Below are 24124 nucleotides of genomic sequence, written 5' to 3'. Positions count from 1 at the left end.
GCGCGTCGGATGCGGTGACGGCGCACGGTGCGAGTTCCGCCGACCCGTGCGAGGTTGACGGCTTCGTGCCCGGCTACAACCCTGCACCGAGCGGGCTGCTCGCCCCCGACCGGCGAACGATGCACGGTGCGCGGCCCGGTTCGCTGTCGACGACCCCGCACCGAGCAGCCAGGTCCGCGATGGGCGACGAACCGCGCACCGTGCGCACCGGCAAGAGGCCGAACAATCTCGCACGGTGCGCTACTTACACCCCTCAGCGCGACATACGGACTCCGGCCTGGCGGAGCTTCGCGCGGAGGACCCACTCGTTGCGCAGGTCCGACCAGGTGAGCCGCACCACGGTTCGCACCTCGGGGAACGCGCGGAGCCGGTCTTCCCGGACCTTCTCGTCGAACAGCGCTTCCTCCGGCGTCCGTCCCCGCAGGTACGCACTGCTCCGGTACTTCACGGCTCCGTCGAACTCGACCACGACCCCGGCATCCGGGAACCAGAAGTCCACGACGATGTCCGGCTCGCCGAGCGCTCGGAAGCGGTGCTGGAGGACCGGCGGTCGTGTCCCGAACTGGTCGAACCGCGCTCGTGCGTACGACTCCCCCGGTGAGTCCGATGCGGCATCGGCGAACCCGATCGCCCGGAGAGCGCGACGTCGTCCTTTCTGCCCACGCCGCTCGATCGCCGACCGGACGTCTTCGCGCTCGACCTCGCGACGGAGGAGCGCATCGAGGGACACGACCGCGTCGGTGAACGGCAGTGTGAGTGCGAGGTCGGTCGCCAGCCGATCGAGTCCGCACAACAGCAACCCGTCGGGCGTGGCGACCGGACGCTCGTTCCGTTCAGCATCGAGGTCGGCGTGCACCACGAAGGTCGCGTTCGTGGTGCGCCGGTCGGCACCGCGTGAGGTCACGTGGATCCGTGTCGGTGGTGGGGTGAGCAGGGGCACACCGAAGACGACGGCAGCGGAGACGTGTGAGATCAGGTCTCCGGGGCGGATCCGGTCAGCGAACGAGCGCAGCCGGACGTGGTGCTGCTCGCTGGGGCGGAGTGCGGCCCATCCCGCAGACTCCACGTACAGTCCGCGTGCTACCCGTGTGAGCTCCCCCGCAGCCGCCCGACGTCTGATGACATCGGACTCGTCGGGGCGCTGAGCGGACGTTCGGAACGTGAGGACTTCGGGGACCGGTGCGAGCTTGAGGTTCATCGACATACTGGTGATGCTCCGGATCCTCCGCCTACGGAGCAGCACCGCGTGGGCGTGCTGTGGAGGGCCAGCCCCGCCGAACACCTTGTGGAGGAATGAGCGAGCAGTCGGGGGCCTGCGAGAATGAGCGGGTGAACGCACGCACCTGGGGTTGGCTCGCAGCCGTCATCGACGTCGTCCTCATCGTCGTCTTCGCACTCATCGGGCGCTCGTCGCACGGTGAGGCCAACACGGCGCTGGCGCTCTGGACCACCGCGTACCCGTTCCTGACCGGTTGGGCGATCGGGTACGTGACGAGCGGGGCCTGGGCTCGACCGCTGCGCTTCTGGCCGACCGGCATCGTGGTCTGGATCCTCACGGTCTTCGTCGGTCTGGCCATCCGCGTCGCCACCGGCCAGGGTGACGTCGACGGCAACCCGCTGCCGATCTCGTTCGTCATCGTCGCGACGATCGTGCTCGGGGTGTTCCTGCTCGGCTGGCGCGCGATCGCCCGCGGCGTGCTCCGGTTCACCGCGTCGCGGTCGCGACGGGACGCCGCAGCGTCCGAAGCGTGAACGGCAGCCGCGGTTCCCAGCCGACGATCCTCGACGTCGCCGCACGTGCGGGGGTCTCGAAGTCGGCGGTGAGCCGCGTGCTCTCCGGCACAGGCCGGTTCTCGGACGAGACCCGCGAACGCGTCGAACGAGCGGCAGCCGAGCTCGGGTACGTCGCGAACGCGATGGCTCGCGGACTGGTCAGCGGGCGCACGAACACGATCGGGATGCTCGTCCGGGACGCCTCGTCCATGGTCTACACCGCACTGCACGCCGTGATGGAGCGCCGCGCATCGGAGCTCGGCTACCGCGTCGTCACCACGACGGGCGTCGGTCGGGTCGAGGACGAGAAGTCCGCCCTCGCCGCACTGGTGTCGATGCGCGTCGACGGCCTCGTCGTGTGCAGTGGCCTGATGCCGTCCGCCGACATCGCCGAGTTCGCGCCCCGCATCGCCACCGTCGTCGCGGGTCGGCCCGAGCTGCACCCGGCGCTCTCGAGCGTCTACTGCGACGAGGTCGACGGTGGGGCTTCCATCGCGGATGCCGTCGCCGATGCCGGCCACACCACGGCCGTGGTGTTCACCGTCCCGCTCGACAACGCGATCACGCAGCACGCGCGATCCTCGGCGATGCTCGAGCGGCTCCGAGCACGTGGCGTCCGGGTGATCGACATCGACGCGAGCTTCGTGCGGCCACCCGACGACCTCGCCGCCGACCTGGTGGACGCCGTGCAGGAGTCGGGCGTGACCGCGGTGATGTGCCCGACCGACCGGCTCATGCTCGACGTGTGCGAGGCGCTGGCCCGCCGCGGTGTCGAGGTCCCGCGCGATCTCTCCGTCACCGGGTTCGACGGCGTCTACCCGCTGGCGAGCGACTGGATCGGCTTCACGACACTCGAACAACCGATCGAGCGCATCGGCCGCGAGGCCATCGACCTGGTCATCGGCCGCATCGACGACCCCACGCGCCCGGTCGAGCACCGCTCACTGCGCGGCACCGTGATCCCCGGCCGCACCCTGCTCCCCCGCTGACGCCGACCCGCCGACTCGCCGACTCGCCGACCTCGCACGGTGCGCGTCGACTCAACCCGTGCAGGCTCCGGGCCTCGCGCACGGTGCGAGGTCGCTCAGACCGTGCACGATTCGTGATGCGGGGCGAGGCTCGGGAAACACGCACGGTGCGAGGTTCGTCAAGCGCTACCACCGCGATGGCTCGGTGCGGCTCTACAAGCGTGCACCGAGCGGACAACCTCGCACCGGCCGACACAAACAGCACCGTGCGGCTTCGACCCACGGCAGCCGCGCACCCGCGCACCGCACCCGCGCGCCCACGCCCGCGCCTAGAACAACCCGCTGCGCGGGCCGTCCTCCGGCCCGTCGAACCCGCGGAACATGTCCGACACCAGCGCCTCGATCTGCGGCTCCACGAGCCGTTCGACGGCCTCGGCGATCCGCGGCCGGTGGTCGATGAGCGCCAGGCACACCGCGGTACCGGTCGACCGTGCACACTCGTCGGACAGCGCGATCTCGTGCCGGAGCGCAGCCTTCGCCTCGTCGGACAACGGCTCGCGCGGCGTCTGCTCCCCCGCACCGGTGCCGGCGAGCTCGCCGAGCGTGAACAGGAACGGCGACCCCGGCGACGGCTCGGGGTCCACGTCCAGGCCCTGGAACTCCGGCGACAACCCCTCGGCCGGCTGGTACCCCGCGTGCCGCTTCCGAGCCGCCGCCCGCTCGAGTTCACGCTGCAGCAGCGGCAGGTTCTTCGCCGTGTAGTCGTCGACGGCGTCCTCGACGATCGTCGAGATCCGCCCGATCAGGGCGTGCTGGACGGCGTGCGGCACGTCGGGTCCGAACCCCGCGGCCGCGGCGATCGGGGACCCGGTGCACTTCCGGCAGATGCGCGTGCGCGGGCGGGCGGTACCGATCTGCCAACGCGGCAGCCAGCGCAGCCACAGGTCGACCGCGCCCCGCACGCGACCGTCGATGCCGTCCATCCCTCAACAGTAGGCCTGGAGGCACGGATCACCCCCGGCGCACCGCGCCGGTCGGGCAATCCACCGGTTCTCAGGCCTGTGGTTCCGTCACGAAGTCGATCAGCTCCTCGACACGGCCGAGCAGCTCCGGCTCGAGGTCGGCGAAGGTGCGCACCTGCCCGAGGATCCGCTGCCATGCCCGAGCGATGTCGGCCTGCTCGGCGTGCGGCCAGCCGAGCGCCTGGCAGATGCCCGCCTTCCACTCGATCGAGCGCGGGATCGTCGGCCACGCCCGCAGCCCGACCCGCGCCGGCTTGACCGACTGCCAGACGTCGACGAACGGGTGCCCGACGACGAGCACGTGCGCTCCCCACCTGCCACGCATCACGGCGTCGGCGAAGCGGGACTCCTTCGACCCGGGCACCAGGTGGTCGACCAGAACCCCGACCCGGCGCTCCCGCGTCGGCTGGAACTCGTCGAGCACGGCGGCCAGGTTGTCGACGCCGGAGAGTTCCTCGACCACGACGCCCTCGACGCGCAGGTCGGCGCCCCAGACCTTCTCGACGAGTTCCGCGTCGTGCTTGCCCTCGACCATGATGCGGCTGGGGAGCGCCACCCGAGCACGCTGCGACTCCACGGCGAACGATCCGGACGCGGTGCGGAGCCGACCACCGTCGGACGCCTGCCGCACGGCGGGCGCGCCCCCGGGCCTCCAGTCCGAATGAACGGAACCCAGCGAACCCGGCGAGCCGGCAGCGGCTGCGGCAGACCGGCCGACCGGCGCCGACGGCCGCCCCAGCGTCACCAGCTCACCCTCGAGCAGGAACTGCCCGGTGAAGGGGAAGGAGCGCGTGCGGCCCTTCCAGTCCTCGAGCGCGATGTTGCCCGCCTCGAGCCCCACCACGGCACCGGCCCACCCGGAGTCCGGGTCCTCGAGCACCATGTCCCGTTCGAGCGGCACCTGCCGCACCTTCTTCACCCCGCGCGAGCGCCAGTCCCCCGAGAGCACATCGCCGCCGTACCGGTCGTCGTCCACCCGCACGAGGGTACTGTCGACGACGGCCCGGACGACGTCGACCGCGCCGGTTCCCCATCATCTCGACGGAAGGCCCGCCCGTGCGCGCAGCGATCATCCACGCCCCGAACGACATCCGCGTCGAGGAGCGCGACCGACCCGGGCTCCTGTCCGGCAAGGACGTCGTCGTCAAGGTCCTCGCGGCCTGTGTCTGCGGCTCGGACCTCTGGCCCTACCGCGGCGTCACCGAGACGAAGCAGCCGCGGCCGATCGGCCACGAGCTCGTCGGCGAGGTCGTCGCCGTCGGTGACGACGTCACCGGCCTGCACGAGGGCGACTTCGTCATCTCCCCCTTCACCATGAACGACGGCACCTGCCAGGCCTGCCGCAACGGCATGACCACCGGCTGCGACCACCTGTCCGGCTTCGGCAGCACGGACGCCTACGGCGACCCCGTCGGTGGCGCACAGGCCGAGTACGTGCGGATCCCGGACGCCGACGCCACGCTCGTCGTCGTCCCCGGCCCGGTCGACCCGGCCCTGGTGCCGTCGCTGCTCACCCTGTCCGACGTCTTCTCGACGGGGCACCACGCCGCCGTGTCGGCAGCGGTCGGCCCCGGCAAGACCGTCGTCGTGGTCGGCGACGGCGCGGTCGGCCTGTCCGCCGTCCTCGCCTCGAAGCGGCTCGGCGCGGACCGCATCATCGCGATGAGCCGGCACGCGGACCGCCAGGCGCTCGCCCGCGAGTTCGGCGCGACCGACATCGTGGCCGCCCGTGGCGCCGAGGGCGTCGACGCCGTCCGGGAGCTCCTGGGCGGCGACCTGGCCGACTGCGCCGTCGAGGCCGTCGGCACCGAGGAGAGCATGGACCAGGCGCTGCACTCGGTGCGCCCCGGTGGCAACGTCGGCTTCGTCGGGGTCCCGCACGGGGTGCCGACGATCGGCACGCGCTACCTGTTCGACACGAACATCGCCATCGCGGGCGGCATGGCCCCGGCCCGGAAGTACATCCCCGAGCTGCTGCCCGACGTGCTGTCCGGTGCGATCGAACCCGGTCGCGTCTTCGACCTGGAGCTGCCGCTCGACGAGGCCGCCGAGGCCTACCGCGCGATGGACGAGCGCCGGGCCATCAAGGTGCTGCTGCGCCCGTAGCGGCGCGCGTCGCGCGTCGCGCGGGGCCGCCGGCCGGTCGTTCGGGCTCAGCGACAGTTCACGCGCGGGCACGCCCGTGAACTGTCGCTGAGCCCGAAACGTGGCCCCGCGGCCCGCGGCCCGTGGCCCGCGCCCCGCGGCCCGCGGCCCGCGGCCCGCGCCCCGCGGCCCCGCCCGCTCACGCGTCGCGGATCGCCAGCACCCGGTGCGGCGCAGCCGCCTCGGCCCGCCACCCGCCGGGCAGCACGTCGCGGAGTTCGGGCACGGTGAAGCTCCGGCGGATCGACCGCAGGCCGTCGACCCGGATGAACGTCCCCGCCGCCACGAGCGGTGACGCCAGCGCGTAGGCCCGGTAGGCCGCCGGCGACCGCCGGATGTCCGAGTGCAGGCTGCGACCGCTCGCGAGCAGTTCGGAGTCGGCCAGGAACCCCCGCCGCTCCTCGTCACCCAGGTGGTGCAGCACGTGGTTCGACACGACGACGTCGAACCGCTCACCAGCCGCGACGAGGTCACCGCTCGACTGCTGCCGGAACGTCACACCGGTCGGGGACGACCGCCGTGCCGCGGCGATGGCGCGTTCATCCGGGTCGACCCCGACGACCTCGAGGTCGAAGCCGTCGCTCGCCGCCCAGCGCACCAGCGAGCGGGCCAGGTCGCCGCCGCCGCACCCCAGGTCGAGCACCCGGCCACGGCCGCTGGCGGGCAGGGCCGGCACGACGTGCGAGCGCCAGGCCGCACGCCAACCGCTCACGAGCGCGTTCACGACGGCGAAGCGCCGGAAGGTGCGTGCGAGCGCACGGGGGTCACAGTTCGGGTCGTCCATCAGTTCGGTCAGGCTGAGCGCGCGGGTGCGCAGGTCGACGGCCGGGAGGCCCGTGGTGCCGCCGCCCTGACGGCTCACGCCGCGCCCGTAGTCGCGACGGGCACGCGGGCCGGTGCGACAGTGGGTGCTGCCGCGGGTTCCGCCGCGGGCGACTTCGCGGGTTCTGCCGCGGGCGACGCCTCGGTCCGCACCGCGGTGAGCCGTGCGCTCTCGACGGTGAGGCCGGGGCCGAACGCGAGCGCGACGACGGCGCTGCCGTCCTCGAGGCCGGCATCGGCGGCGTCCCGCAGCACGAAGAGCACGGTGGCGCTCGACATGTTCCCGTGTTCGCGCAGCACCCGCCGACTCGACTCCATCGCACTGCCCGGCAGACCGAGCGACTCCTGGGTGCGGTCGAGGATGGCCCGGCCGCCCGGGTGGACCGCCCACACCGGCACGTCCGAGGCGGGCCCGCCGGCGAGCAGCGGTTGCACGGCGCTCGGGACGTGCAGACCGACGAGCTTCGGCACAGCGGTGGACAGGACCATCTCGAAGCCCTCGTCCCCGATGTTCCACGCCATCTCGGACGCCCCTTCCGGCACCACGGCCGTCGTGAAGTCGTCGAAGCGCAGACCGGCTCCATCGCGGGCGACCACCGCGGCGGCCGCACCGTCGCCGAAGACGCTGTTGGCGACGATCTGGTCGGGGTCGTTCGAGGCGCGGACGTGCAGGGTGCAGAGTTCGCCGCAGACCACGAGCACGACGGCGTCCGGGTCCTGGTCGACGAACGCCGCGGCGATCCGGAGCGCGGGGAACGCGGCGCAGCACCCCATGAAACCGATGTGGTGCCGGAAGACGCCCCCGGGGAGCCCGAGCTGCTCGACGACGTCGATGTCGGGTCCGGGCTGCGTGAACCCGGTGCACGACACGGTCACCAGGTGCGTGACGGACGCCGGCGCGATGCCGGCACGTTCCACGGCGTCGCGGGCGGCGGCGACGAACAGCGGCGGTGCGAGTTCGCGGTACCGGTCGTTGCGTGCGCCGGTGGACGGCGAGCGCAGGGTGCCGTCGTCGTCACGGAACGCACCACCGGCACGTGCGGAGTCGAGTTCCTCGAGGACGGTGTGCCGCTGGTCGACCGCCGACCCGTCGAACGCGGCGGGGACGAGCCGTTTGCCGAGCCGCCCGAGGTCGGGTTGGGCGGAGAACAGGTCACGCACCCGGGGCTGGTCGAGGGTCGTCTCGGGGACGGCGGTTCCGATGGCGCGGATCGTTGCGGACACGACTCATCCTGTCACCGGATCGCTGACGCGTCCCCAGGATGCGCACGGCGACCGGGACGCACGAAGGGCACGGCACCGACCGGTGCCGTGCCCTTGCGTGGTGGGACTGCCTACGACTGCTGTGCGCGCTCCAGCACGAGTTCCCGCACGCGGGCGGCGTCGGCCTGGCCCTTCATGGCCTTCATGACCGCACCGATGATCGCGCCGGCTGCCTGGACCTTGCCGTCCTGGATCTTCGCCAGCACGTCGGGCTGCGCCGCGAGTGCTTCGTCGACCGCGGCCGTCAGGGCGGAGTCGTCCGAGACGACCTTGAGCCCGCGGGCCTCGACGACCTGCGCCGGCGAGCCCTCGCCCGCGATGACGCCCTCGAGCACCTGGCGCGCCAGACGGTCGGTCAGGTCGCCGGACTCGACGAGCGCGATGACCTCGGCGACGTGCTTCGGCGACACCAGGTCACCGGGGGCTGCGTCCTGCGCGTTGGCGACGCGGCTGATCTCACCGGTCCACCACTTGCGGGCGGCCTGGGGTGCGGCGCCGGCGGCGACGGTGCCCTCGACCTCGTCGAGCAGGCCACCGTTGACGACGTCCTGGAACTCCAGGTCGGCGAAGCCCCAGTCACCCTTCAGGCGACGGCGGCGTGCGACGGGGGCCTCGGGCAGCGAGGCACGGAGCTCCGCGATGACGGCGGGATCCGGCACGACGGGCAGCAGGTCGGGCTCCGGGAAGTACCGGTAGTCGTCGGCGTCCGACTTGGGGCGACCTGCCGACGTGCGGCCGGTGTCCTCGTGCCAGTGGCGGGTCTCCTGCGTGATCGTGCCACCGGCGGCGAGGATCGCGGCCTGACGCTGGATCTCGTAGCGGATCGCACGCTCGACGGCGCGGAACGAGTTGACGTTCTTGGTCTCGGTGCGGGTGCCGAGCTTCTCCTGCCCGCGGGGGCGCAGCGAGATGTTCGCGTCGCACCGCAGGTTGCCGCGCTCCATGCGGGCCTCGGAGACACCGAGCGCCCGGACGAGGTCGCGGATGACCTGCACGTAGGCTGCTCCGAGCTCGGGGGCACGGTGCTCGGCGCCGAAGATCGGCTTCGTGACGATCTCGACCAGGGGCACGCCGGCACGGTTGTAGTCGACGAGCGAGTACTCGGCGCCCTGGATGCGGCCGGTGGCACCACCGACGTGCGTCAGCTTGCCAGCGTCCTCTTCCATGTGGGCGCGCTCGATCGGGATGTTGTAGATCGTGCCGTCGGCGAGCTCGACCTCGACCTCGCCCTCGTAGGCGATGGGCTCGTCGTACTGCGAGACCTGGTAGTTCTTCGGGTTGTCCGGGTAGAAGTAGTTCTTCCGGGCGAACCGCGAGGACTCGGCGATCGAGCAGCCGAGCGCGAGCCCGAGCTGGATCGAGTACCGCACGGCCTGTGCGTTCACGACCGGCAGCGACCCGGGCAGCCCGAGGTCGACCGGGGTGACGTTCGTGTTGGGCTCGCCGCCGAAGAAGTTCGGGGCGTCCGAGAACATCTTGGTCTTCGTCGCGAGTTCGACGTGGACCTCGAAGCCGAGCACCGGCTCGTAGCGCTCGAGCGCCTCGTCGAAGTCCATCAGCGCGTCCTTCTGCGCCATCAGATCACACCTTCCTGCGCAGCGGACTGCTGACTCTGGTCGAGGTCCGGGACGGACGCGATGAGCGGCGCGCCCCACTGCTGTTCGAGCAGACGTTCGAGGGCGGCACCGTAGCGGTACAGCCGGGCGTCCTCACGCTGGGGCGCCATCAGCTGCACGCCGACGGGCAGGCCGTCCTCGGGCGCGAGGCCGTTCGGGATGCTCATCCCGGGGACACCGGCGAGGTTCGCCGGGATCGTGGTGAGGTCGTTGAGGTACATCGCCAGCGGGTCGTCGATGCGCTCACCGATCGGGAACGCGGTCGTCGGCGCCGACGGGCTGACGAGCAGGTCGACCTGCTCGAACGCGGCCTGGAAGTCCCGCTGCACGAGCGTGCGGACCTTCTGCGCCGAGCCGTAGTAGGCGTCGTAGTAGCCGGCGCTCAGGGCGTAGGTGCCGAGGATGATGCGCCGCTTGACCTCGGGTCCGAAGCCGGCTTCACGCGTGGCGGCCATGACGTCCTCGACGGTGGCGCCGTTCTCGGGCGTGACCCGGAGGCCGAAGCGCACCGAGTCGAACTTGGCGAGGTTCGACGACGCCTCGGCCGGGAGGATCAGGTAGTACGCACTGATCGCGTACGCGAACGACGGGGCGTCGATCTCGACGACGACCGCACCGGCCGACTCGAGCAGCGCGACCGTCTCCTGGAAGCGCTGGGTGACACCGGCCTGGAACCCGTCGCCCCCGGCGAGTTCCTTCACCACGCCGACGCGCAGGCCGCGGAGCGTGTCCGCCTGCAGCCCTTCGCGTGCGGCGGCGGCCATTGAGGGCCAAGCGTCCGGGATGGACGTGGAGTCCTTCGGGTCGTGCCCACCGATGACGTCGTGCAGGAGCGCGGCGTCGAGGACGGTGCGGGACACCGGGCCGATCTGGTCGAGGCTGGACGCCAGCGCGATCGCGCCGTAGCGGCTCACCCCGCCGTAGGTCGGCTTCACGCCGACCGTGCCCGTCACGGCACCGGGCTGGCGGATGGAGCCACCCGTGTCCGAACCGAGGGCGAAGGGTGCTTCGTGCGCGGCGACCGCGGCGGCCGAGCCACCGCCGGACCCGCCGGGGATCCGGTCGAGGTCCCACGGGTTGCGGGTCGGACCGTACGCCGAGAACTCGGTGGTCGAGCCCATCGCGAACTCGTCCATGTTGGTCTTGCCGAGCGGCACGAGGCCGGCGGCGCGGAGCTTCGCGACGGGGGTGGCGTCGTACGGCGGCACCCAGCCCTCGAGGATCCTGGACCCGGCGGTCGTGGGCATGTCCTGCGTGCACAGGACGTCCTTGACGGCGATCGGCACACCGGCGAGGGGCCCGAGGTCGTCACCGGCGGCACGGCGGGAGTCGATCGACTTCGCCACTGCCAGGGCGTTCTGGTTGACGTGCAGGAACGCGTGCACGTCGCCGTCGACGGCGGCGATCCGGTCGAGGTGGGCCTGGGTGGCCTCGACGCTCGAGACGTCGCGCGCCACGAGGGCGTCGGCGAGCGCCGCGGCGCTCAGCTTCGTGATGTCGTCAGTCACTGTTCTTCGCCCTACTGTTCTTCGCCGAGGATGGCGGTCACGCGGAACCGTTCGCCGTCGGAGTCGGGCGCCCCGGAGAGCGCCTGCTCCTGCGTCAGCGTCGTGCCGACCACGTCGGGTCGGGTGACGTTGCCGAGCGGCACGGGGTGGCTCGTCGCCGGGACGTCGTCGGTCGCGACCTCGGCGACCTTGGCGACGCTCTCGACGATGTGCGACAGCTCCCCGGTCAGCTTCTCGATCTCGTCGGGCGTGAGTGCGATACGTGCGAGGTTCGCCAGGTGCGCGACCTGCTCGCTCGTGATGTCAGGCATGGTGCTCCGTCGATCGGTTCGTGGAATGCCCCACAGTCTATTGGCTGCGTCGGGCGCGCAGGCGCGGCTGTGGACAACGCCCCGCGGGGCCCGGTGCCGGTCCGCCGGACCGGCACCGGGCCTTGCGGGGGTTGTCGGGTCACTTCCCGTTCTGGTCCCTCGCAGCCGGCGCCGCCGGGGCCACCGTCGCGGCGGGCGCCGGAGCAGCCGGACCAGCGGGTGCAGCCGGAGCGGCTGGCGCGGTCGTCGGCGTCGTCTGGTCGTCCTGCGCCGTCCCCTGCCCGGACGAGGACCCTGACGACGATGACGACGATGACGACGACGACTTGCTCGCCTGCCCGATCATCGCCTGGCTCGGCGCGGGCAGCGCTCCCCCGCCGACGGTCTGGTCCAGGTACGCCATCATCGACTTCCCGACCCCGAACTTCGCGCTGTACCCGGTGGTGCCCTGCAGGAACGGCCAGTTCGCCAGGCTCACGTTCCCCTGCACGTTGCCGACCCAGGTGGCGTTCGTGTACTTCGTCGACGACGCGACCAGCCAGTTCTGCACGTCACCGTCGGTGGTGCCGGTCTTCGCGAACTTCGCCACGCTGTCCCCGGGGTTCGCACTCGCGGCCGTCCCCGACCCGGACAGCACGCCCTGCAGCGCGTAGTCGACCGTGCCCGCGACGTCCGCCGAGACGCCCTGCGTGCAGGACGACGGCGTCGGGGTGATCTTCGTGCCGTCTGCCTCGGTCACCGAGTCGATCGCGGTGGGCGTGCACACGATGCCGCCGTTGGCGAAGCCCGCGTACGCCTCGGCCAGGTCGATCGGCGACAGCTCGTTCACGCCGAGGATCGAGGACGGCGTCTGCGTCAGGTCACCGCCGTCGGCGCGGTGGATGCCCATCGACTGCGCGAGCTGGGCGATCTTGCACAGGTCGAGCTGCTTGCCCATCTGGGCGTACGCGGTGTTGATCGACTCGACCGTCGCCGCCTCGACCGACATCGACGACGGCACCCTCTCGGCGTTGGCGACGTTCCAGGTGCCGCCCGCGACGTTCTGGCAGGTGTTGGTGAACTCGGCGTTCTCGAACTGGTGCTCCGAGGTGGTGACCGAGTCGGACAGGGTGTGCCCGCTGGCGAGCCACTCGGCCAGGGTGAACACCTTGTAGGTCGAGCCGGTCTGGAACCCGCCCGAGTTGCCGTACCCGGAGTCGGCGCTGTAGTTCACCGCCGTGGCACCGGCCCCGGCGTGGTCCCCCTGCGTGTAGGTGGTGTTCTGGACCATCGACATGATCCGGCCGGTGCCGGGCTCCACGGTGACGTTCGAGCCGCCGACGTCGACGCCGGCCATGGTGGCCGGCACGTAGGTGGACAGGGCGGACTGTGCCTGACCCTGCAGGTCGAGGTCGAGCGAGGTGTGGATCTGCAGGCCCTTGGTGTCGAGCGTGGCGATGCGTGCCGCCGCGGTCTTGCCGAACGCGGGGTCCTGCAGCACCTGGTCGCGGACGTAGTCGCAGAAGTAGCCGGCGTCGTGGTTCGTCGCGGCGGTCGAGCACCCGTTGGCGGTCTCGGTGATCTTCGGCGTGACCGGCGTCGCGATCGCCTTCGTCATCTGTGCCTTCGTGATCGACCCGTGCGCCTGCATCCGGCGGAGCACGTAGTCACGGCGCTCCTTCGTCAGCTCGTACCCGTTGGCCTTGCCGTTGTCCTTGTCGCTCGGCACGTCGATGCGCAGGTTCGACGGGTTGTTGAGGATCGCGACGAGCGTGGCCGACTGCACGAGCGACAGGTCCTTCGCGTGCACGCCGAAGTAGTGCTCGGCCCCGGCCTCGGCGCCGTAGACCCGCCCGCCGAGCCCGACGATGTTGAGGTACCCGGTCAGGATCTCGTCCTTCGAGTACTTCTTGTTCACCGCGATGGCGTACCGCATCTCCTGCAGTTTGCGCTGCGGCGTGACGCCGGCCGCATCCTCGTAGCAGGCTTCGACCTTCTTCTCGGTGGCGGCCTGGTCCGCGCCGGTGAGCTCCTCGCACTGCTGCACCAGGACGTTCTTGACGTACTGCTGCGTGATGCTCGAGCCGCCCTGCACATCGCCGCCGACGACGGTCGCGGCGACGCCGCGGAGCGTGCCGAGCACGTCGATGCCGCCCTCGTCGTAGTAGCGCGGGTCCTCGGTGTCGATCGCCGCCTGCTTGAGCGTGTCCGCCATCTGGTCGGCCGTGACGTTCGTGCGGTTCTCGGCGTAGAACGAGGCGATCTTGACCTGCTTCCCGCCCTGCTCCGCGTACATGGACGACACCTGCTGCGGGGTCTGCACGTCGAGGTAGGTCGGCAGGTCCTCGAAGAACGAGACCGCCCCGGAGGTCCCCTCTCCCGCGACGGCGACCGCCGGGGTCACCGCGACGGCGACGAGCATGCCGGCGAGCACGGACATCACCACGAACATCAGGAGAGCACCAGGCCATCGCACCACACGCATGACGGCACCGTAGACAGCAGGGCTGTACTGGTTCTGCCCCGGAACGAGTGCAGGCTGCGGTCGCGTTCAGGTTGCCACCCAGCCCGTTCCGAGGACGGGTCGCGATCCGCGCGGGCGCACCGATCCGGCCGGGAGGCCCGCGTCGGCTCCGGCACGTCGGCCGCCGGTCACGATCGGGTCACGCCCACCGCGTCGCCACGACCGGCGGGTCCACCCGGTCGGCGGTCGGGCACGGCCGGTCAGTCACGGGGCTGCAGATCCTGCGGGCGCACGAGGTACATGTCCGGCGAGGCGCCGACGATGCCGTCGCCACCCGACTTCCCGCGTCGGACCTGCTCGCGCACCAGGTCGCCGCGTCCGATGCCGATCAGGGCGACGTCGTGCAGCGATGCCGTGCCCGGTTTGAGGTAGTCGTTGTGCCCCACGGGACGCCGGAACACGTCACCGGCCGACAGCGCGTCGGCGCCCCCGGCCAGGTCGAGCACGGTCGAGCCGAACGACGCCCCACCCGGGTCGGTGCCGAAGTACCCGGAGCCCGCGATGGGGTCGCTGTGCGCACCGCCGACGAAGACCTGTCCGGTGGCGACGGCGAGGTCGTCCGCCGTCCGGACGTCGCTGCCCGGCGACCCGAGCACGGTCAGGGTGTCGGCGGTCATGCGCCCCGACGCCAGGGCCGTCATCGCCGTGGTCGACCCGTACGAGTGCGCGACGATGTTCACCCGCGGTTGGTCGCCTGCGCGGATCACGCGCAGCCCTGCGACGGTCCGTTCGAGCCGCTCCGCCCCGGTCCGTGCGAGCCCGAGCGACAGGATGTTCGACAGGTCCGGAGTGCGGTACCCCATCCACGCGACGACGGCGACGCCCGACCCGTTGCCGGTGGCGGCGAGCGGCGCCAGGGTGGCCTGCTCGCGGGACAGGTCGTTGGCGGTGTTGGTGAAGTCGGTCATCTGCCCGGTGACCGTGAAGAACATGCCCGGCACCACGACGGTGACGTCGGCCGCGGTGTCGAGGTCGCCGATGCTGATCGCCGCACGCCCGGAACCCCGGGTGTCGAGCGCCACCAGGAAGCGCCGCGGGTCGCCCGGCTCCTGCACCAGGGAGTCGCGGACCTGCCCGAGCATCGCGGCCCGGGCTGCACCGAGGTCGGCGTCGGCGAGGCCGGCGGTCAGCGTCGCGCGGTTGGCCTGGTCGCGGACTGCGTACGGCACGCCCTCGAGGTTCCCCACCAGGGCGGGTGCGTGCACCCGGAGCCGGTCCTGCTCGTCGGCCGGCAGGTGCGACCACCACTGCGCGACGGTCTGCGCGGGCGGCGGGTCGTCCTGCACCGTCGCCACGACACGACGGTCGGTGGCCGCGCTTCGCAGGTCGGCGGCGCCGAGTGCACCGAGGTCCTCCACGAAGGCTCGTCCGTGCGCGGCGGCGAGGTCGTCGACCCCCACCCCCGTCGTCGATGTCGATGTCGACGCCGCTGGTACCGCCGGTGCCGCCGGTGCCGCCGGGAGCGTGGCGACGGCGGGGTCCACGACCGGGACGATGCGTGTCGCGGCGGTGCTGGTGACCGTGACCTGGTGCGTCGGGGGCATGCCTGGGACCTCGATCACTCCGAGCGAGTGCACCGAGGCGGTGAGCAGAGCCGCAGCGATGAGCAGCATTCGGGTCTCCCCCGGGAAGGCCGTCCCGACGTCCCCCTGCAGACGACGGGTGATGCTCGGTCGAGTCTATGGAGATGTCCGCGGATCATCCATGCGCGATGCAACTTGTCCCCCGAACTGGGCGCGCTCGACGGCGCGCCGCGCTCAGCGGATGCGACCGGGCGTGCTGGGCATCCCGGCTCGGTCCTCGGGCCTCAGCCCTCGGTCGTCGGCGCTTCCGGTTCGGCGAGCGCCGCCGGCCCCTCGGTCACGAGCAGGTGGAACTGCTCGGCGTCGATGATCCGGACGCCCAGCTGCTCGGCCTTCGTGAGCTTCGAACCGGCACCCGGACCGGCGGCCACGAAGTCGGTCTTCTTGCTCACGCTCGACGCCGCCTTGCCGCCGGCGGTGATGATCGCCTCCAGCGCACCTTCGCGCGTGTAGCCCTCGAGTGACCCGGTCGCGACGACGGTGACGCCGCTCAGCACGCCGCCCTCGACGTCGGCACCGCCCGGGCCGGGGTGGCCCGGGGTGGTGAACTGCACGCCGGCCGCGGTCCAGCGGTCGATGATCTCGCGGTGCCAGTCGACGTCGAACCAGGCGAGCAGGGCGTCGGCGATGATGCCGCCCACCCCGTCGACGGCCGCGAGGTCCTCGCGCGAAGCCGACCGGATCGCGTCGAGGGAGCCGAAGTGGTTCGCCAGGGCTCGGGCGGCGACCGGTCCGACGTGGCGGATGCTCAGGCCGACCAGGATCCGCCACAGGGGCTTCGTCTTCGCGGCGTCGATGTTCGCGAGCATCTCGAACGCGTTCTTCGACGGGTAGCGGCTCGGCTCACCGGTGTAGTCGGCGCCCCGTGCCTCGGGGTCGAACGGCGGGTCGGTCTTCTTGCGCGCCCGGCTGAACGGTGTGACGCGCTTCGGGGTGCCGTCGTCGTCGACCTTCTCCATGCCGGTCTCGGCGTCGCGGACGATGACCTCGATCGGGACGATGTCCTGCATCGTCAGGTCGAACAGTCCGGCCTCGGTGACGAGCGGCGGGGTCTCCGGGCGGAGCGGCTGCGTGAGCGCCGCGGCCGCGACCTCGCCGAGCCCCTCGATGTCGAGCGACCCGCGCGAGGCGATGTGCTCGACCCGGCCGCGCACCTGCGCCGGGCAGCTCTTCGCGTTCGGGCAGCGCAGGTCGATGTCGCCTTCCTTCGCGGGGGCGAGCTCGGTGCCGCACTCGGGGCAGTTCGTCGGCATCACGAACTCGCGCTCGGAGCCGTCACGGAGCTCGACCACCGGGCCGAGCACCTCGGGGATGACGTCGCCGGCCTTCCGCAGCACGACGGTGTCGCCGATCAGCACGCCCTTCGCCTTGACGACCTGCTGGTTGTGCAGCGTGGCCTGGCGGACGACGGACCCGGCGACCTCGGCCGGGGCCATCACCGCGAACGGGGTGGCGCGGCCGGTGCGGCCGACACTGACCACGATGTCGGTGAGCGTCGTGTGCACTTCTTCCGGCGGGTACTTGTAGGCGATCGCCCACCGCGGCGCCCGCGACGTCGACCCGAGTTCCTCGTGCAGGGCGAGGTCGTCGACCTTCACCACGACGCCGTCGATCTGGTGCTCGACGGCCGAGCGGCGCTCCCCCGTGGTCCGGACGAAGCCGTTGACCTCGTCGATGGTGTCGAACACCCGGTAGTGGCTGCTCGTCGGCAGGCCCCAGGTCTGCAGCAGCTCGTACACCTCGGACTGGCTGCGGACGTCGGTGCCCTGCTCGAGTTCGCGGACGGGCCACGCGCCGATGCCGTGCACGAGCATCCGCAGACGCCGCAGCCGGTCGACCATCAGGGCACGCTTCGCCTCGGACTTGCCCTCTTCCTTCTGGCGGAGGGACCCGGCGGCGGCGTTGCGCGGGTTGGCGAACACGCGCTCCCCCGCCTCGCGCTGGTTGGCGTTGAGCTCGTCGAACTCGGCGACCGGGAAGAAGATCTCGCCCCGGACCTCGACCAGGGGCGGGTGGCCGGTGCCCGACAGGCGGTCCGGGATCGTGCCCATCGTGCGGACGTTGCCGGTGACGTCCTCGCCGACCACGCCGTCACCGCGGGTGGCGGCCGAGACGAGCCGACCGTGCTCGTACCGCAGGTTGATGGCCAGGCCGTCGATCTTCAGCTCGGTCAGGAACCGCACCCGCTCGGCGCCGGCGTCACGCTGCACCTTGAGGGCCCACTCGGTGAGCTCGTCGGGGCTGAAGACGTTGTCGAGCGAGAGCATGCGCTCGGCGTGCTCGACCGGCGCGAACTGCGTCGTCTGCGCCTGCCCGCCCACGGTCTGCGTCGGGCTGTCGGGCGTCAGGAGTTCCGGGAACCGCCGTTCGATCGCGTCGAGGCGGTGCACCAGGGCGTCGTAGTCGGCGTCCGACAGGGGCGAGGCGTTGCCCTCGTAGTAGTCGTGGCGCAGCTCGTTGACGCGGGCGCGCAACCGGTCGACCTCGCGCGCGGCCTGGGCGGCGTCGAGCCCGTCGGGGTCGATGGTCTCGAACGTCGCGTCGGTCTCGCTCATGGCATCAGTTCTACCGTGCACCACCGACGCGGCGTGCAGCGAGCGTGCGCCCCGGGAGCGGCGGGGTCAGGCGTCGACGGGGACGGCGCTGACCGTGGTGTCGATCGTGCACTGGCCGAGCACGCGCGTGCCGACGTAGACCACGGCGGTCTGCCCGGGAGCGACCCCGTGCAGCGGCTCGTCGACGTCGATCACGAGCACGTCGTCCTGCACCCGGGCGGTCGCGGGCACCGGGTCGGCGTGCGCGCGGATCTGCACGTCGCAGGCGAACGGCGTCGCGGGGTCGGCCGGGGCCGTGCCCGCCCAGGTGAACCGCGAGCCGGACATCGAGGTGACGGCGAGGGCTTCCTTCGGGCCGACGACGACGGTGTTGTCCTTCGGGCGGATCTCGAGCACGAACCGGGGCTTGCCGTCCGGTGCCGGGCGGCCGAGGGCCAGGCCGCGGCGCTGTCCGACGGTGTAGCCGGTGGCACCCTCGTGCGAGCCGACGACCGTGCCGTCACGCTCGACGACGTCGCCGGGGGCGGTGCCGACGCGGTCCGCCAGCCAGCCGCGGGTGTCGCCGTCCGGGATGAAGCAGATGTCGTACGAGTCCGGCTTCTGGGCGACCGTCAGCCCGCGCTCGGCGGCCTCGGCCCGGACCTCGTCCTTCGACGGGGTGGCTCCGAGCGGGAACATCGCGTGCTGCAGCTGCTCGGCGGTCAGGACGCCGAGCACGTACGACTGGTCCTTCGCCCACGCGGCCGACCGGTGCAGTTCACGGGAGCCGTCCGGACCGGTGACGATCGAGGCGTAGTGCCCGGTCGCGACGGCGTCGAAGCCCAGGGCGAGTGCCTTCTCGAGCAGCGCCGCGAACTTGATCCGCTCGTTGCAGCGCATGCAGGGGTTCGGGGTGCGGCCGGCCTGGTACTCGGCCACGAAGTCGTCGACGACGTCCTCCTTGAACCGGGCCGAGAAGTCCCACACGTAGTACGGGATCCCGAGGGCCGACGCGGCGCGCTGGGCGTCCATCGAGTCCTCGATGGTGCAGCATCCGCGGCTGCCGGTACGCAGGGTGCCGGGCATCCGGCTCAGGGCCAGGTGCACGCCCACCACGTCGTGGCCGGCGTCGACCGCCCGGGCTGCGGCCACCGCCGAGTCGACACCACCGCTCATCGCCGCAAGAACACGCATGCGTCCAGGGTAACCCGCCGACGAAGCGGTACCGCTGGCGTACGGTTGGTCGGGCGATGGCCACGACGGGGAACGACTCATTCGACTTCCGGTCCGTCCTGCTGTCCGGGTTCCTGCCCGCCGCGCTCTTCGCGATCGGCGAGGGCGCGATCATCCCGATCATCCCGATCGCCGCCGACTCCCTCGGCGCCAGCCTGGCGTTCGCGGGCTTCGTCGCCTCGCTCATCCTGGTCGGCGAGCTCATCGGCGACGTGCCGTCCGGCATCGTCGTCGCCCGCATCGGTGAGCGGAACGCGATGATCGGCGCCGCGCTCGTCTCGGTGGTCGGGCTCGTCGTCGCCACGACGGCCGCGAACGCCTGGGTCCTGGCGCTCGGGGTGTTCCTGGTCGGCGTCTCCACCGCGGTGTTCGCGCTCGCCCGGCACGCCTACATGACCACCGCGATCCCCCTGCGGATCCGGGCCCGGGCGCTGTCGAGCCTGGGCGGCGTCTTCCGCTTCGGCTACTTCGTCGGCCCCTTCATCGCCGCCGGCGTCATCCACCTGACCGGCACCACGAGCAGCGCCTTCTGGATCCACGTCGTCTGCTGCCTGGCGGCGGCGACCGTGCTCCTGGTGCTGCGCGACCCGGCGACGGGCACACGTGGCCTGCGGTTGCCGCCACGGGCCTCCCGGCACTCGGCCGACCACGCGACCGACGCGAGCGACCACGCGACCGAACCGCCCGCCGACACCGGTGCGCAGTTCGTCCAGCAGGAGGCGCAGGGCCTCTTCCGCACCATCCGCGCGAACGGGGCGGTCCTGCTGCGACTCGGCAGTGGTGCCGGCCTGATCGGCGCGATGCGCGCCGGACGGCAGGTGATCCTGCCGCTCTGGGCGGTGAGCGTCGGCCTCGACGACTCGACCGCGGCCCTCGTGATCGGCATCGCCGGAGCCGTCGACTTCGCGCTGTTCTACACGAGCGGGCAGATCATGGACCGGTGGGGACGGCTCGCGAGCGCCCTGCCCTGCATGCTCGGCCTGAGCATCAGCTACTTCCTGCTCGCCTGGAGCGGCCACCTGGACGCCCGGGTCGGCTGGTTCGTCGCGATCGCGATGGGCATGTCCCTGGCCAACGGCGTCGGTTCCGGCATCCTCATGACGCTCGGCGCGGACCTCGCACCGCGCGACGCCCCGGCACCGTTCCTGGGGGCCTGGCGGTTCACCGGCGACTTCGGGTCGGCGGCGGCACCGCTCCTCATCTCCGGCGTGACCGCCGTCGCGTCCATCGCGGTCGCGAGCGGGGTGATGGGGGTGCTCGGCCTGGTCGGCGCGGGCATCCTGCTCCGGTACGTCCCCCGGTACCTGCCGCGCCCGCTGCGCTGACGCGCTGCCGCGCTGTCGTCCCGTGCGAGGTTCCGCACTCGGTGGTACTCGCCCCGCCCCGCACCACGTCCGGTTCCTCGCACCACGTCACGTCCCGCGCACGGTGCGTCCCACGGCCTGGAGGCCCGGCGCACGTCCGCCCCGCACGCCGCGCTCGGTAGACTGCCGCTGCTCGCGGGAGTGGTGGAATCGGTAGACACGCAGGATTTAGGTTCCTGTGCCCCAGGCGTGAGGGTTCGAGTCCCTCCTTCCGCACCGAGTCCCCCCAGGCGCACCGTTGCGGTCATCCGCACGCCTCGAGCAGGTCAACCCTGCGAGGGATGGCCCGGTCACTTCCGGGCGGTACCCTCATCCCGCGGGAGTCCTCCCCGTGACTCCCGCCTCCACGACCGGAAGAACCATGCACTCCGTCGCACTCGCCCTGATCCCGTGGCTCGATCCGCAGTACATCCTCGACCACTTCGGGGCCATCGCCGTGCTCGTGGTCTGCGCGATCGTGTTCGCCGAGACCGGTCTCCTCATCGGCTTCATCTTCCCGGGCGACAGCCTGCTGGTCATCACCGGCCTGTTCGCCTTCGACCGCGGTGGCGAGATCGGCGGCATCCCGATCTGGGTCGCGGCGCTGATGATCGGCGCCGCCGCGTTCCTCGGCGGTGAGCTCGGGTACTACATCGGCAAGAAGGCCGGGCCACCGATCTTCGAACGCAAGGACAGCGGGCTCTTCTCGAAGGCGAACGTCGAGCGCACCAACGCGTTCTTCCACCGTTTCGGCCCCCTCGCCGTGATCCTGGCGCGCTTCGTGCCGGTCGTCCGCACCTTCGCCCCGATCGCCGCGGGCGTCGGCCGGATGGACTACAAGAAGTACTCGCTCTACAACGCGATCGGCGCCGTGGTCTGGGGCGTCGGCGTGACGTTCCTCGGGTACTTCATCGGGCACATCCCCTTCGTGGCGCACATCGTCCGCGAGTACATCGACATCATCCTGCTCGCCGCGGTCGTCGTGACCGTCGTGCCGATGGCGCTGACGTACCTGCGCAACGCCCGCAAGGCGAAGCACACGAACGATGCCGAGGCCACCACGGCCCCGACGGTCGACCCGACGCTCTAGCCGCAGGGCTGGCGCACCGCGCACCCCGCACCGCGCACAACCGAAGTCGCCCCGAACCACGTGATCACGTGGTTCGGGGCGACTTCGGTCGTGCGGAACGGAAAGAGCGCGGGCGCTCAGACGCCGAAGTGCTCCCGCACGATCGGCGCGATGCCCCGGAACGCCTTGCTGCGGTGCGACAGGGCGTTCTTCTCGTCGCGGGTGAGCTCCGCCGACGAGCGGTCGGCGTCGTCCGGCCGGAACACCGGGTCGTAGCCGTGCCCGCCGTCACCGACGGGCTCGGTCAGCACCTCGCCGTTCCAGACCGCCTCGACGACGTGCTCCTGACCGTCGGGCGTCACGAAGGCCGCTGCGCACACGAACGCGGCGGTCCGCTCGACGACACCCTGCAGGTTCGTGAGCAGCAGCGCGATGTTGTCGGCGTCCGAGCGGGTGCCGGCGTAGCGGGCCGAGTGGATGCCCGGTGCGCCCCCGAGGGCGTCGACCGCGATCCCGGAGTCGTCGGCGAGCGCCGGCAGCCCCGTGTGTGCGACCGCGGCACGCGCCTTGATCAGGGCGTTCGCCGCGTAGCTGTCGCCGTCCTCGACCGGCTCGGGACCGTCGTACCCGACGAGTTCGACACCCTCGCCGAGCGCCGACCCGAGGATCTCGCGCAGTTCGACGACCTTGCCCTGGTTGTGGGTGGCCAGCACCACCTCGCGGGACGTCACGCCAGACCCAGGACCGAACGCTGGATCGCCGCGAGCGACTGGTTGCCGGCCAGGCCGAGGTCGAGCAGGACGTTCAGCTCGTCTCGGTCGAACGGCGCGTGCTCGGCGGTGCCCTGCACCTCGATGAACTTGCCCGACCCCGTCGTGACGATGTTCATGTCGGTGTCCGCGGCGGAGTCCTCGGTGTAGGCCAGGTCGAGCATCGGCTCCCCCTTGACGATGCCGACCGAGATCGCCTGCACGCTGTCGGTGAGCGGGGTGGCCTTCTTCGCGATGAAGCCCTTGGCGCGGCCCCACTCGATCGCGTCGGCCATCGCGACGTACGCGCCCGTGATCGACGCCGTGCGGGTGCCGCCGTCGGCCTGCAGCACGTCGCAGTCGATGACGAGGGTGTTCTCGCCCAGGGCCTTCGTGTCGACGACGGCGCGGAGCGAACGCCCGATCAGGCGGGAGATCTCGTGCGTGCGGCCGCCGACCTTGCCCTTGATGGACTCGCGCTGCATGCGCTCGTTGGTCGACCGCGGCAGCATCGAGTACTCGGCGGTGACCCACCCGGTGCCCTTGCCGGCGAGCCAGCGGGGCACGCCGTTGGTGAACGACGCGGTGCAGAGCACCTTGGTGTTGCCGAAGGAGATGAGCGCGCTGCCCTCGGCCTGCGTGCTCCACCCCCGCTCGATGGTGACGGGACGGTGGTCGGTGGCGGTACGGCCGTCGACGCGGAGGTTGTCGGTCATGGGGTCCTTTCGGTGCGGGGCAGCGTGATGGCCCCCGTCTGGAGGTGGCCGACGCTCGAGACCTCGGGACCGAGGAAGCGCCGGGCGAGCCGGATGAAGCCGTTCTTGTCGTCGCCCGTCGCCTCGAACGAGTAGGTCGGGGCGGTGGTCGCGGTGCGCTCGAGCCCGTGCTCCACGAGCCGGCGGTAGACGTCGTTCGCGGTCTCCTCGGCGCTGGAGACGAGCGTGACCTCCGGACCCATGACGAACTGGATCGCGGCGGACATGAGCGGGTAGTGGGTGCAGCCGAGCACGAGGGTGTCCACGTCGGCGGCACGGATCGGGTCGAGGTACCCGGCCGCGATCTCGCGCAGCGACGGCGACGAGGTGTCCCCCGCTTCGACGAACTCGACGAACCGGGGGCACGCGGCGGTGGTCAGCGTGACGTCGGCGGCGACCGCGAAGGCGTCCTCGTAAGCGCGCGACGCGATGGTGCCGACGGTGCCGATGACCCCGATGCGGCCCGTGCGGGTCTGCTTGACGGCGGCGCGGGCCGCGGGCTGGATGACCTCGACCACGGGGATGCCGTACGCCTGCTCGTACCGTTCGCGGGCGTCGCGGAGCACGGCGGACGAGGCCGTGTTGCACGCGATCACCAGGGCCTTCACGCCCTGCTCGACCAGGTCGTCCATGACCTCGAGCGCGTAGCGGCGGACGTCGGCGATGGGCTTCGGGCCGTAGGGCGAGTGCAGGGTGTCGCCGACGTACCGGATGCTCTCGCGCGGGAGCTGGTCGATGATGGCGCGGGCCACGGTGAGACCGCCGACCCCGCTGTCGAAGACTCCGATCGGTGCATCCGTCACGGCACCAGCGTACCGACGCCCGCCCCGGACCCTCGCACCGTGCGAGGTCCGCCCACGCGCCGTGCGAGGTTCCGGACTCGGTGCGACCCTCGGCGGGTACCACCGAGTACGGAACCTCGCACGG

20 protein-coding genes and 1 tRNA gene are annotated in these 24124 nt (G+C 71.8%); 6 read left to right on the top strand and 15 right to left on the bottom strand.

Annotation, left to right across the window (positions count from 1 at the left end; all coding sequences use genetic code 11):
- Positions 1-253 precede the first annotated feature (253 nt).
- The gene (locus ORG17_RS04630) at positions 254-1066 is read right to left on the bottom strand and encodes a hypothetical protein (RefSeq protein ID WP_146247918.1); all 813 of its coding nucleotides are present in this window, start codon (positions 1064-1066) and stop codon (positions 254-256) included.
- Positions 1067-1329: 263 nt separating this feature from the next.
- Here ORG17_RS04630 and ORG17_RS04625 point away from each other — a divergent pair, with 263 nt between their 5' ends.
- Both ORG17_RS04625 and ORG17_RS04620 read left to right on the top strand, forming a co-directional pair.
- On the top strand, positions 1330-1752 hold the full coding sequence (locus ORG17_RS04625; RefSeq protein WP_214528018.1) for a DUF3054 domain-containing protein: 423 nt from the start codon (positions 1330-1332) through the stop codon (positions 1750-1752).
- A complete protein-coding gene (locus ORG17_RS04620; protein WP_027464613.1) occupies positions 1749-2762 on the top strand; it encodes a LacI family DNA-binding transcriptional regulator in 1014 nt (337 codons plus the stop codon). Before ORG17_RS04625 ends, ORG17_RS04620 begins: the two co-directional genes overlap by 4 nt.
- 308 nt (positions 2763-3070) lie before the next feature.
- Here the strand turns inward: ORG17_RS04620 and ORG17_RS04615 are convergent, their stop codons facing one another.
- A complete protein-coding gene (locus ORG17_RS04615; RefSeq protein WP_017886998.1) occupies positions 3071-3724 on the bottom strand; it encodes a hypothetical protein in 654 nt (217 codons plus the stop codon).
- 70 nt (positions 3725-3794) lie between these two features.
- Entirely contained in the window at positions 3795-4739 is a 945-nt protein-coding gene (locus tag ORG17_RS04610; RefSeq protein ID WP_071246568.1) for a DUF3097 domain-containing protein, read from the bottom strand.
- A gap of 80 nt (positions 4740-4819) precedes the next feature.
- Between ORG17_RS04610 and ORG17_RS04605 the strand changes: the two genes are divergently transcribed.
- On the top strand, positions 4820-5869 hold the full coding sequence (locus tag ORG17_RS04605) for a zinc-dependent alcohol dehydrogenase family protein (protein WP_214528017.1): 1050 nt from the start codon (positions 4820-4822) through the stop codon (positions 5867-5869).
- A 178-nt stretch (positions 5870-6047) separates the two neighbouring features.
- Here the strand turns inward: ORG17_RS04605 and ORG17_RS04600 are convergent, their stop codons facing one another.
- From ORG17_RS04600 to mnmA, 9 genes are all read right to left on the bottom strand, one after another.
- Positions 6048-6770 carry a methyltransferase domain-containing protein gene (locus ORG17_RS04600; protein ID WP_214528016.1) on the bottom strand — a complete coding sequence of 241 codons (723 nt, stop codon included), beginning with the start codon at positions 6768-6770 and terminating at the stop codon, positions 6048-6050.
- Positions 6767-7954 (bottom strand): type III polyketide synthase, encoded by a 1188-nt coding sequence (locus ORG17_RS04595; RefSeq protein ID WP_214528015.1) that lies wholly within the window; start codon positions 7952-7954, stop codon positions 6767-6769. The genes ORG17_RS04600 and ORG17_RS04595 overlap by 4 nt, the downstream gene beginning before the upstream one ends.
- A 110-nt stretch (positions 7955-8064) precedes the next feature.
- Entirely contained in the window at positions 8065-9570 is a 1506-nt protein-coding gene (gatB, locus tag ORG17_RS04590; RefSeq protein ID WP_035807593.1) for an Asp-tRNA(Asn)/Glu-tRNA(Gln) amidotransferase subunit GatB, read from the bottom strand.
- Positions 9570-11117, bottom strand: a complete 1548-nt coding sequence (gene gatA, locus ORG17_RS04585; protein ID WP_027464607.1) for an Asp-tRNA(Asn)/Glu-tRNA(Gln) amidotransferase subunit GatA — start codon at positions 11115-11117, stop codon at positions 9570-9572. Before gatA ends, gatB begins: the two co-directional genes overlap by 1 nt.
- 11 nt (positions 11118-11128) lie before the next feature.
- Positions 11129-11428, bottom strand: coding sequence for an Asp-tRNA(Asn)/Glu-tRNA(Gln) amidotransferase subunit GatC (gatC, locus tag ORG17_RS04580; RefSeq protein WP_017887005.1), 300 nt, complete (start codon positions 11426-11428; stop codon positions 11129-11131).
- 139 nt (positions 11429-11567) lie between these two features.
- Positions 11568-13892 (bottom strand): transglycosylase domain-containing protein, encoded by a 2325-nt coding sequence (locus ORG17_RS04575; protein WP_214528014.1) that lies wholly within the window; start codon positions 13890-13892, stop codon positions 11568-11570.
- Positions 13893-14131: 239 nt separating this feature from the next.
- Positions 14132-15544 carry an alpha/beta hydrolase gene (locus tag ORG17_RS04570; RefSeq protein WP_214528013.1) on the bottom strand — a complete coding sequence of 471 codons (1413 nt, stop codon included), beginning with the start codon at positions 15542-15544 and terminating at the stop codon, positions 14132-14134.
- Between the two features lie 194 nt (positions 15545-15738).
- The gene (gene ligA, locus ORG17_RS04565; RefSeq protein WP_214528012.1) at positions 15739-18069 is read right to left on the bottom strand and encodes an NAD-dependent DNA ligase LigA; all 2331 of its coding nucleotides are present in this window, start codon (positions 18067-18069) and stop codon (positions 15739-15741) included.
- Positions 18070-18135: 66 nt separating this feature from the next.
- Positions 18136-19242, bottom strand: a complete 1107-nt coding sequence (gene mnmA / locus ORG17_RS04560) for a tRNA 2-thiouridine(34) synthase MnmA (RefSeq protein WP_027464605.1) — start codon at positions 19240-19242, stop codon at positions 18136-18138.
- Between the two features lie 56 nt (positions 19243-19298).
- On the opposite strand from mnmA, the gene ORG17_RS04555 reads away from it, so the two are divergent.
- The 3 genes from ORG17_RS04555 (at position 19299) to ORG17_RS04545 (ending at position 21714) form a co-directional block, all read left to right on the top strand.
- Positions 19299-20606, top strand: a complete 1308-nt coding sequence (locus tag ORG17_RS04555) for an MFS transporter (RefSeq protein ID WP_111057034.1) — start codon at positions 19299-19301, stop codon at positions 20604-20606.
- A 174-nt stretch (positions 20607-20780) separates the two neighbouring features.
- Positions 20781-20861, top strand: a tRNA-Leu gene (locus ORG17_RS04550).
- Positions 20862-21006: 145 nt separating this feature from the next.
- A complete protein-coding gene (locus ORG17_RS04545) occupies positions 21007-21714 on the top strand; it encodes a DedA family protein (protein WP_173035738.1) in 708 nt (235 codons plus the stop codon).
- Positions 21715-21830: 116 nt separating this feature from the next.
- Here ORG17_RS04545 and rdgB read toward each other — a convergent pair whose 3' ends face one another.
- Genes rdgB through murI form a run of 3 tightly spaced genes read right to left on the bottom strand, consistent with a single transcriptional unit; the run spans position 21831 to position 24000 of the window.
- Positions 21831-22424 carry an RdgB/HAM1 family non-canonical purine NTP pyrophosphatase gene (rdgB, locus tag ORG17_RS04540; RefSeq protein WP_027464602.1) on the bottom strand — a complete coding sequence of 198 codons (594 nt, stop codon included), beginning with the start codon at positions 22422-22424 and terminating at the stop codon, positions 21831-21833.
- Complete coding sequence (gene rph, locus ORG17_RS04535) at positions 22421-23158, bottom strand: ribonuclease PH (protein WP_027464601.1); 738 nt, start codon at positions 23156-23158, stop codon at positions 22421-22423. The genes rdgB and rph overlap by 4 nt, the downstream gene beginning before the upstream one ends.
- Positions 23155-24000 (bottom strand): glutamate racemase, encoded by an 846-nt coding sequence (murI, locus tag ORG17_RS04530; protein ID WP_214528011.1) that lies wholly within the window; start codon positions 23998-24000, stop codon positions 23155-23157. Before murI ends, rph begins: the two co-directional genes overlap by 4 nt.
- Positions 24001-24124 lie beyond the last annotated feature (124 nt).

This window comes from Curtobacterium flaccumfaciens pv. betae (assembly GCF_026241855.1).
Lineage (GTDB): Bacteria > Actinomycetota > Actinomycetes > Actinomycetales > Microbacteriaceae > Curtobacterium > Curtobacterium flaccumfaciens.
The sequence above is the reverse complement of the archived record's forward strand: the minus strand, read 5'-3'. Positions and strand labels throughout refer to the sequence as shown.

Bases quoted from the DNA above. Each gene is read 5' to 3' on its own strand.
- ORG17_RS04615 (WP_017886998.1), bottom strand. From the start codon at position 3,724: ATGGACGGCATCGACGGTCGCGTGCGGGGCGCGGTCGACCTGTGGCTG.
- gatB (WP_035807593.1), bottom strand. From the start codon at position 9,570: ATGGCGCAGAAGGACGCGCTGATGGACTTCGACGAGGCGCTCGAGCGC.
- gatC (WP_017887005.1), bottom strand. From the start codon at position 11,428: ATGCCTGACATCACGAGCGAGCAGGTCGCGCACCTGGCGAACCTCGCA.
- ORG17_RS04575 (WP_214528014.1), bottom strand. From the start codon at position 13,892: ATGCGTGTGGTGCGATGGCCTGGTGCTCTCCTGATGTTCGTGGTGATG.
- ORG17_RS04570 (WP_214528013.1), bottom strand. From the start codon at position 15,544: ATGCTGCTCATCGCTGCGGCTCTGCTCACCGCCTCGGTGCACTCGCTC.
- ligA (WP_214528012.1), bottom strand. From the start codon at position 18,069: ATGAGCGAGACCGACGCGACGTTCGAGACCATCGACCCCGACGGGCTC.
- mnmA (WP_027464605.1), bottom strand. From the start codon at position 19,242: ATGCGTGTTCTTGCGGCGATGAGCGGTGGTGTCGACTCGGCGGTGGCC.
- ORG17_RS04555 (WP_111057034.1), top strand. From the start codon at position 19,299: ATGGCCACGACGGGGAACGACTCATTCGACTTCCGGTCCGTCCTGCTG.
- ORG17_RS04545 (WP_173035738.1), top strand. From the start codon at position 21,007: ATGCACTCCGTCGCACTCGCCCTGATCCCGTGGCTCGATCCGCAGTAC.
- rph (WP_027464601.1), bottom strand. From the start codon at position 23,158: ATGACCGACAACCTCCGCGTCGACGGCCGTACCGCCACCGACCACCGT.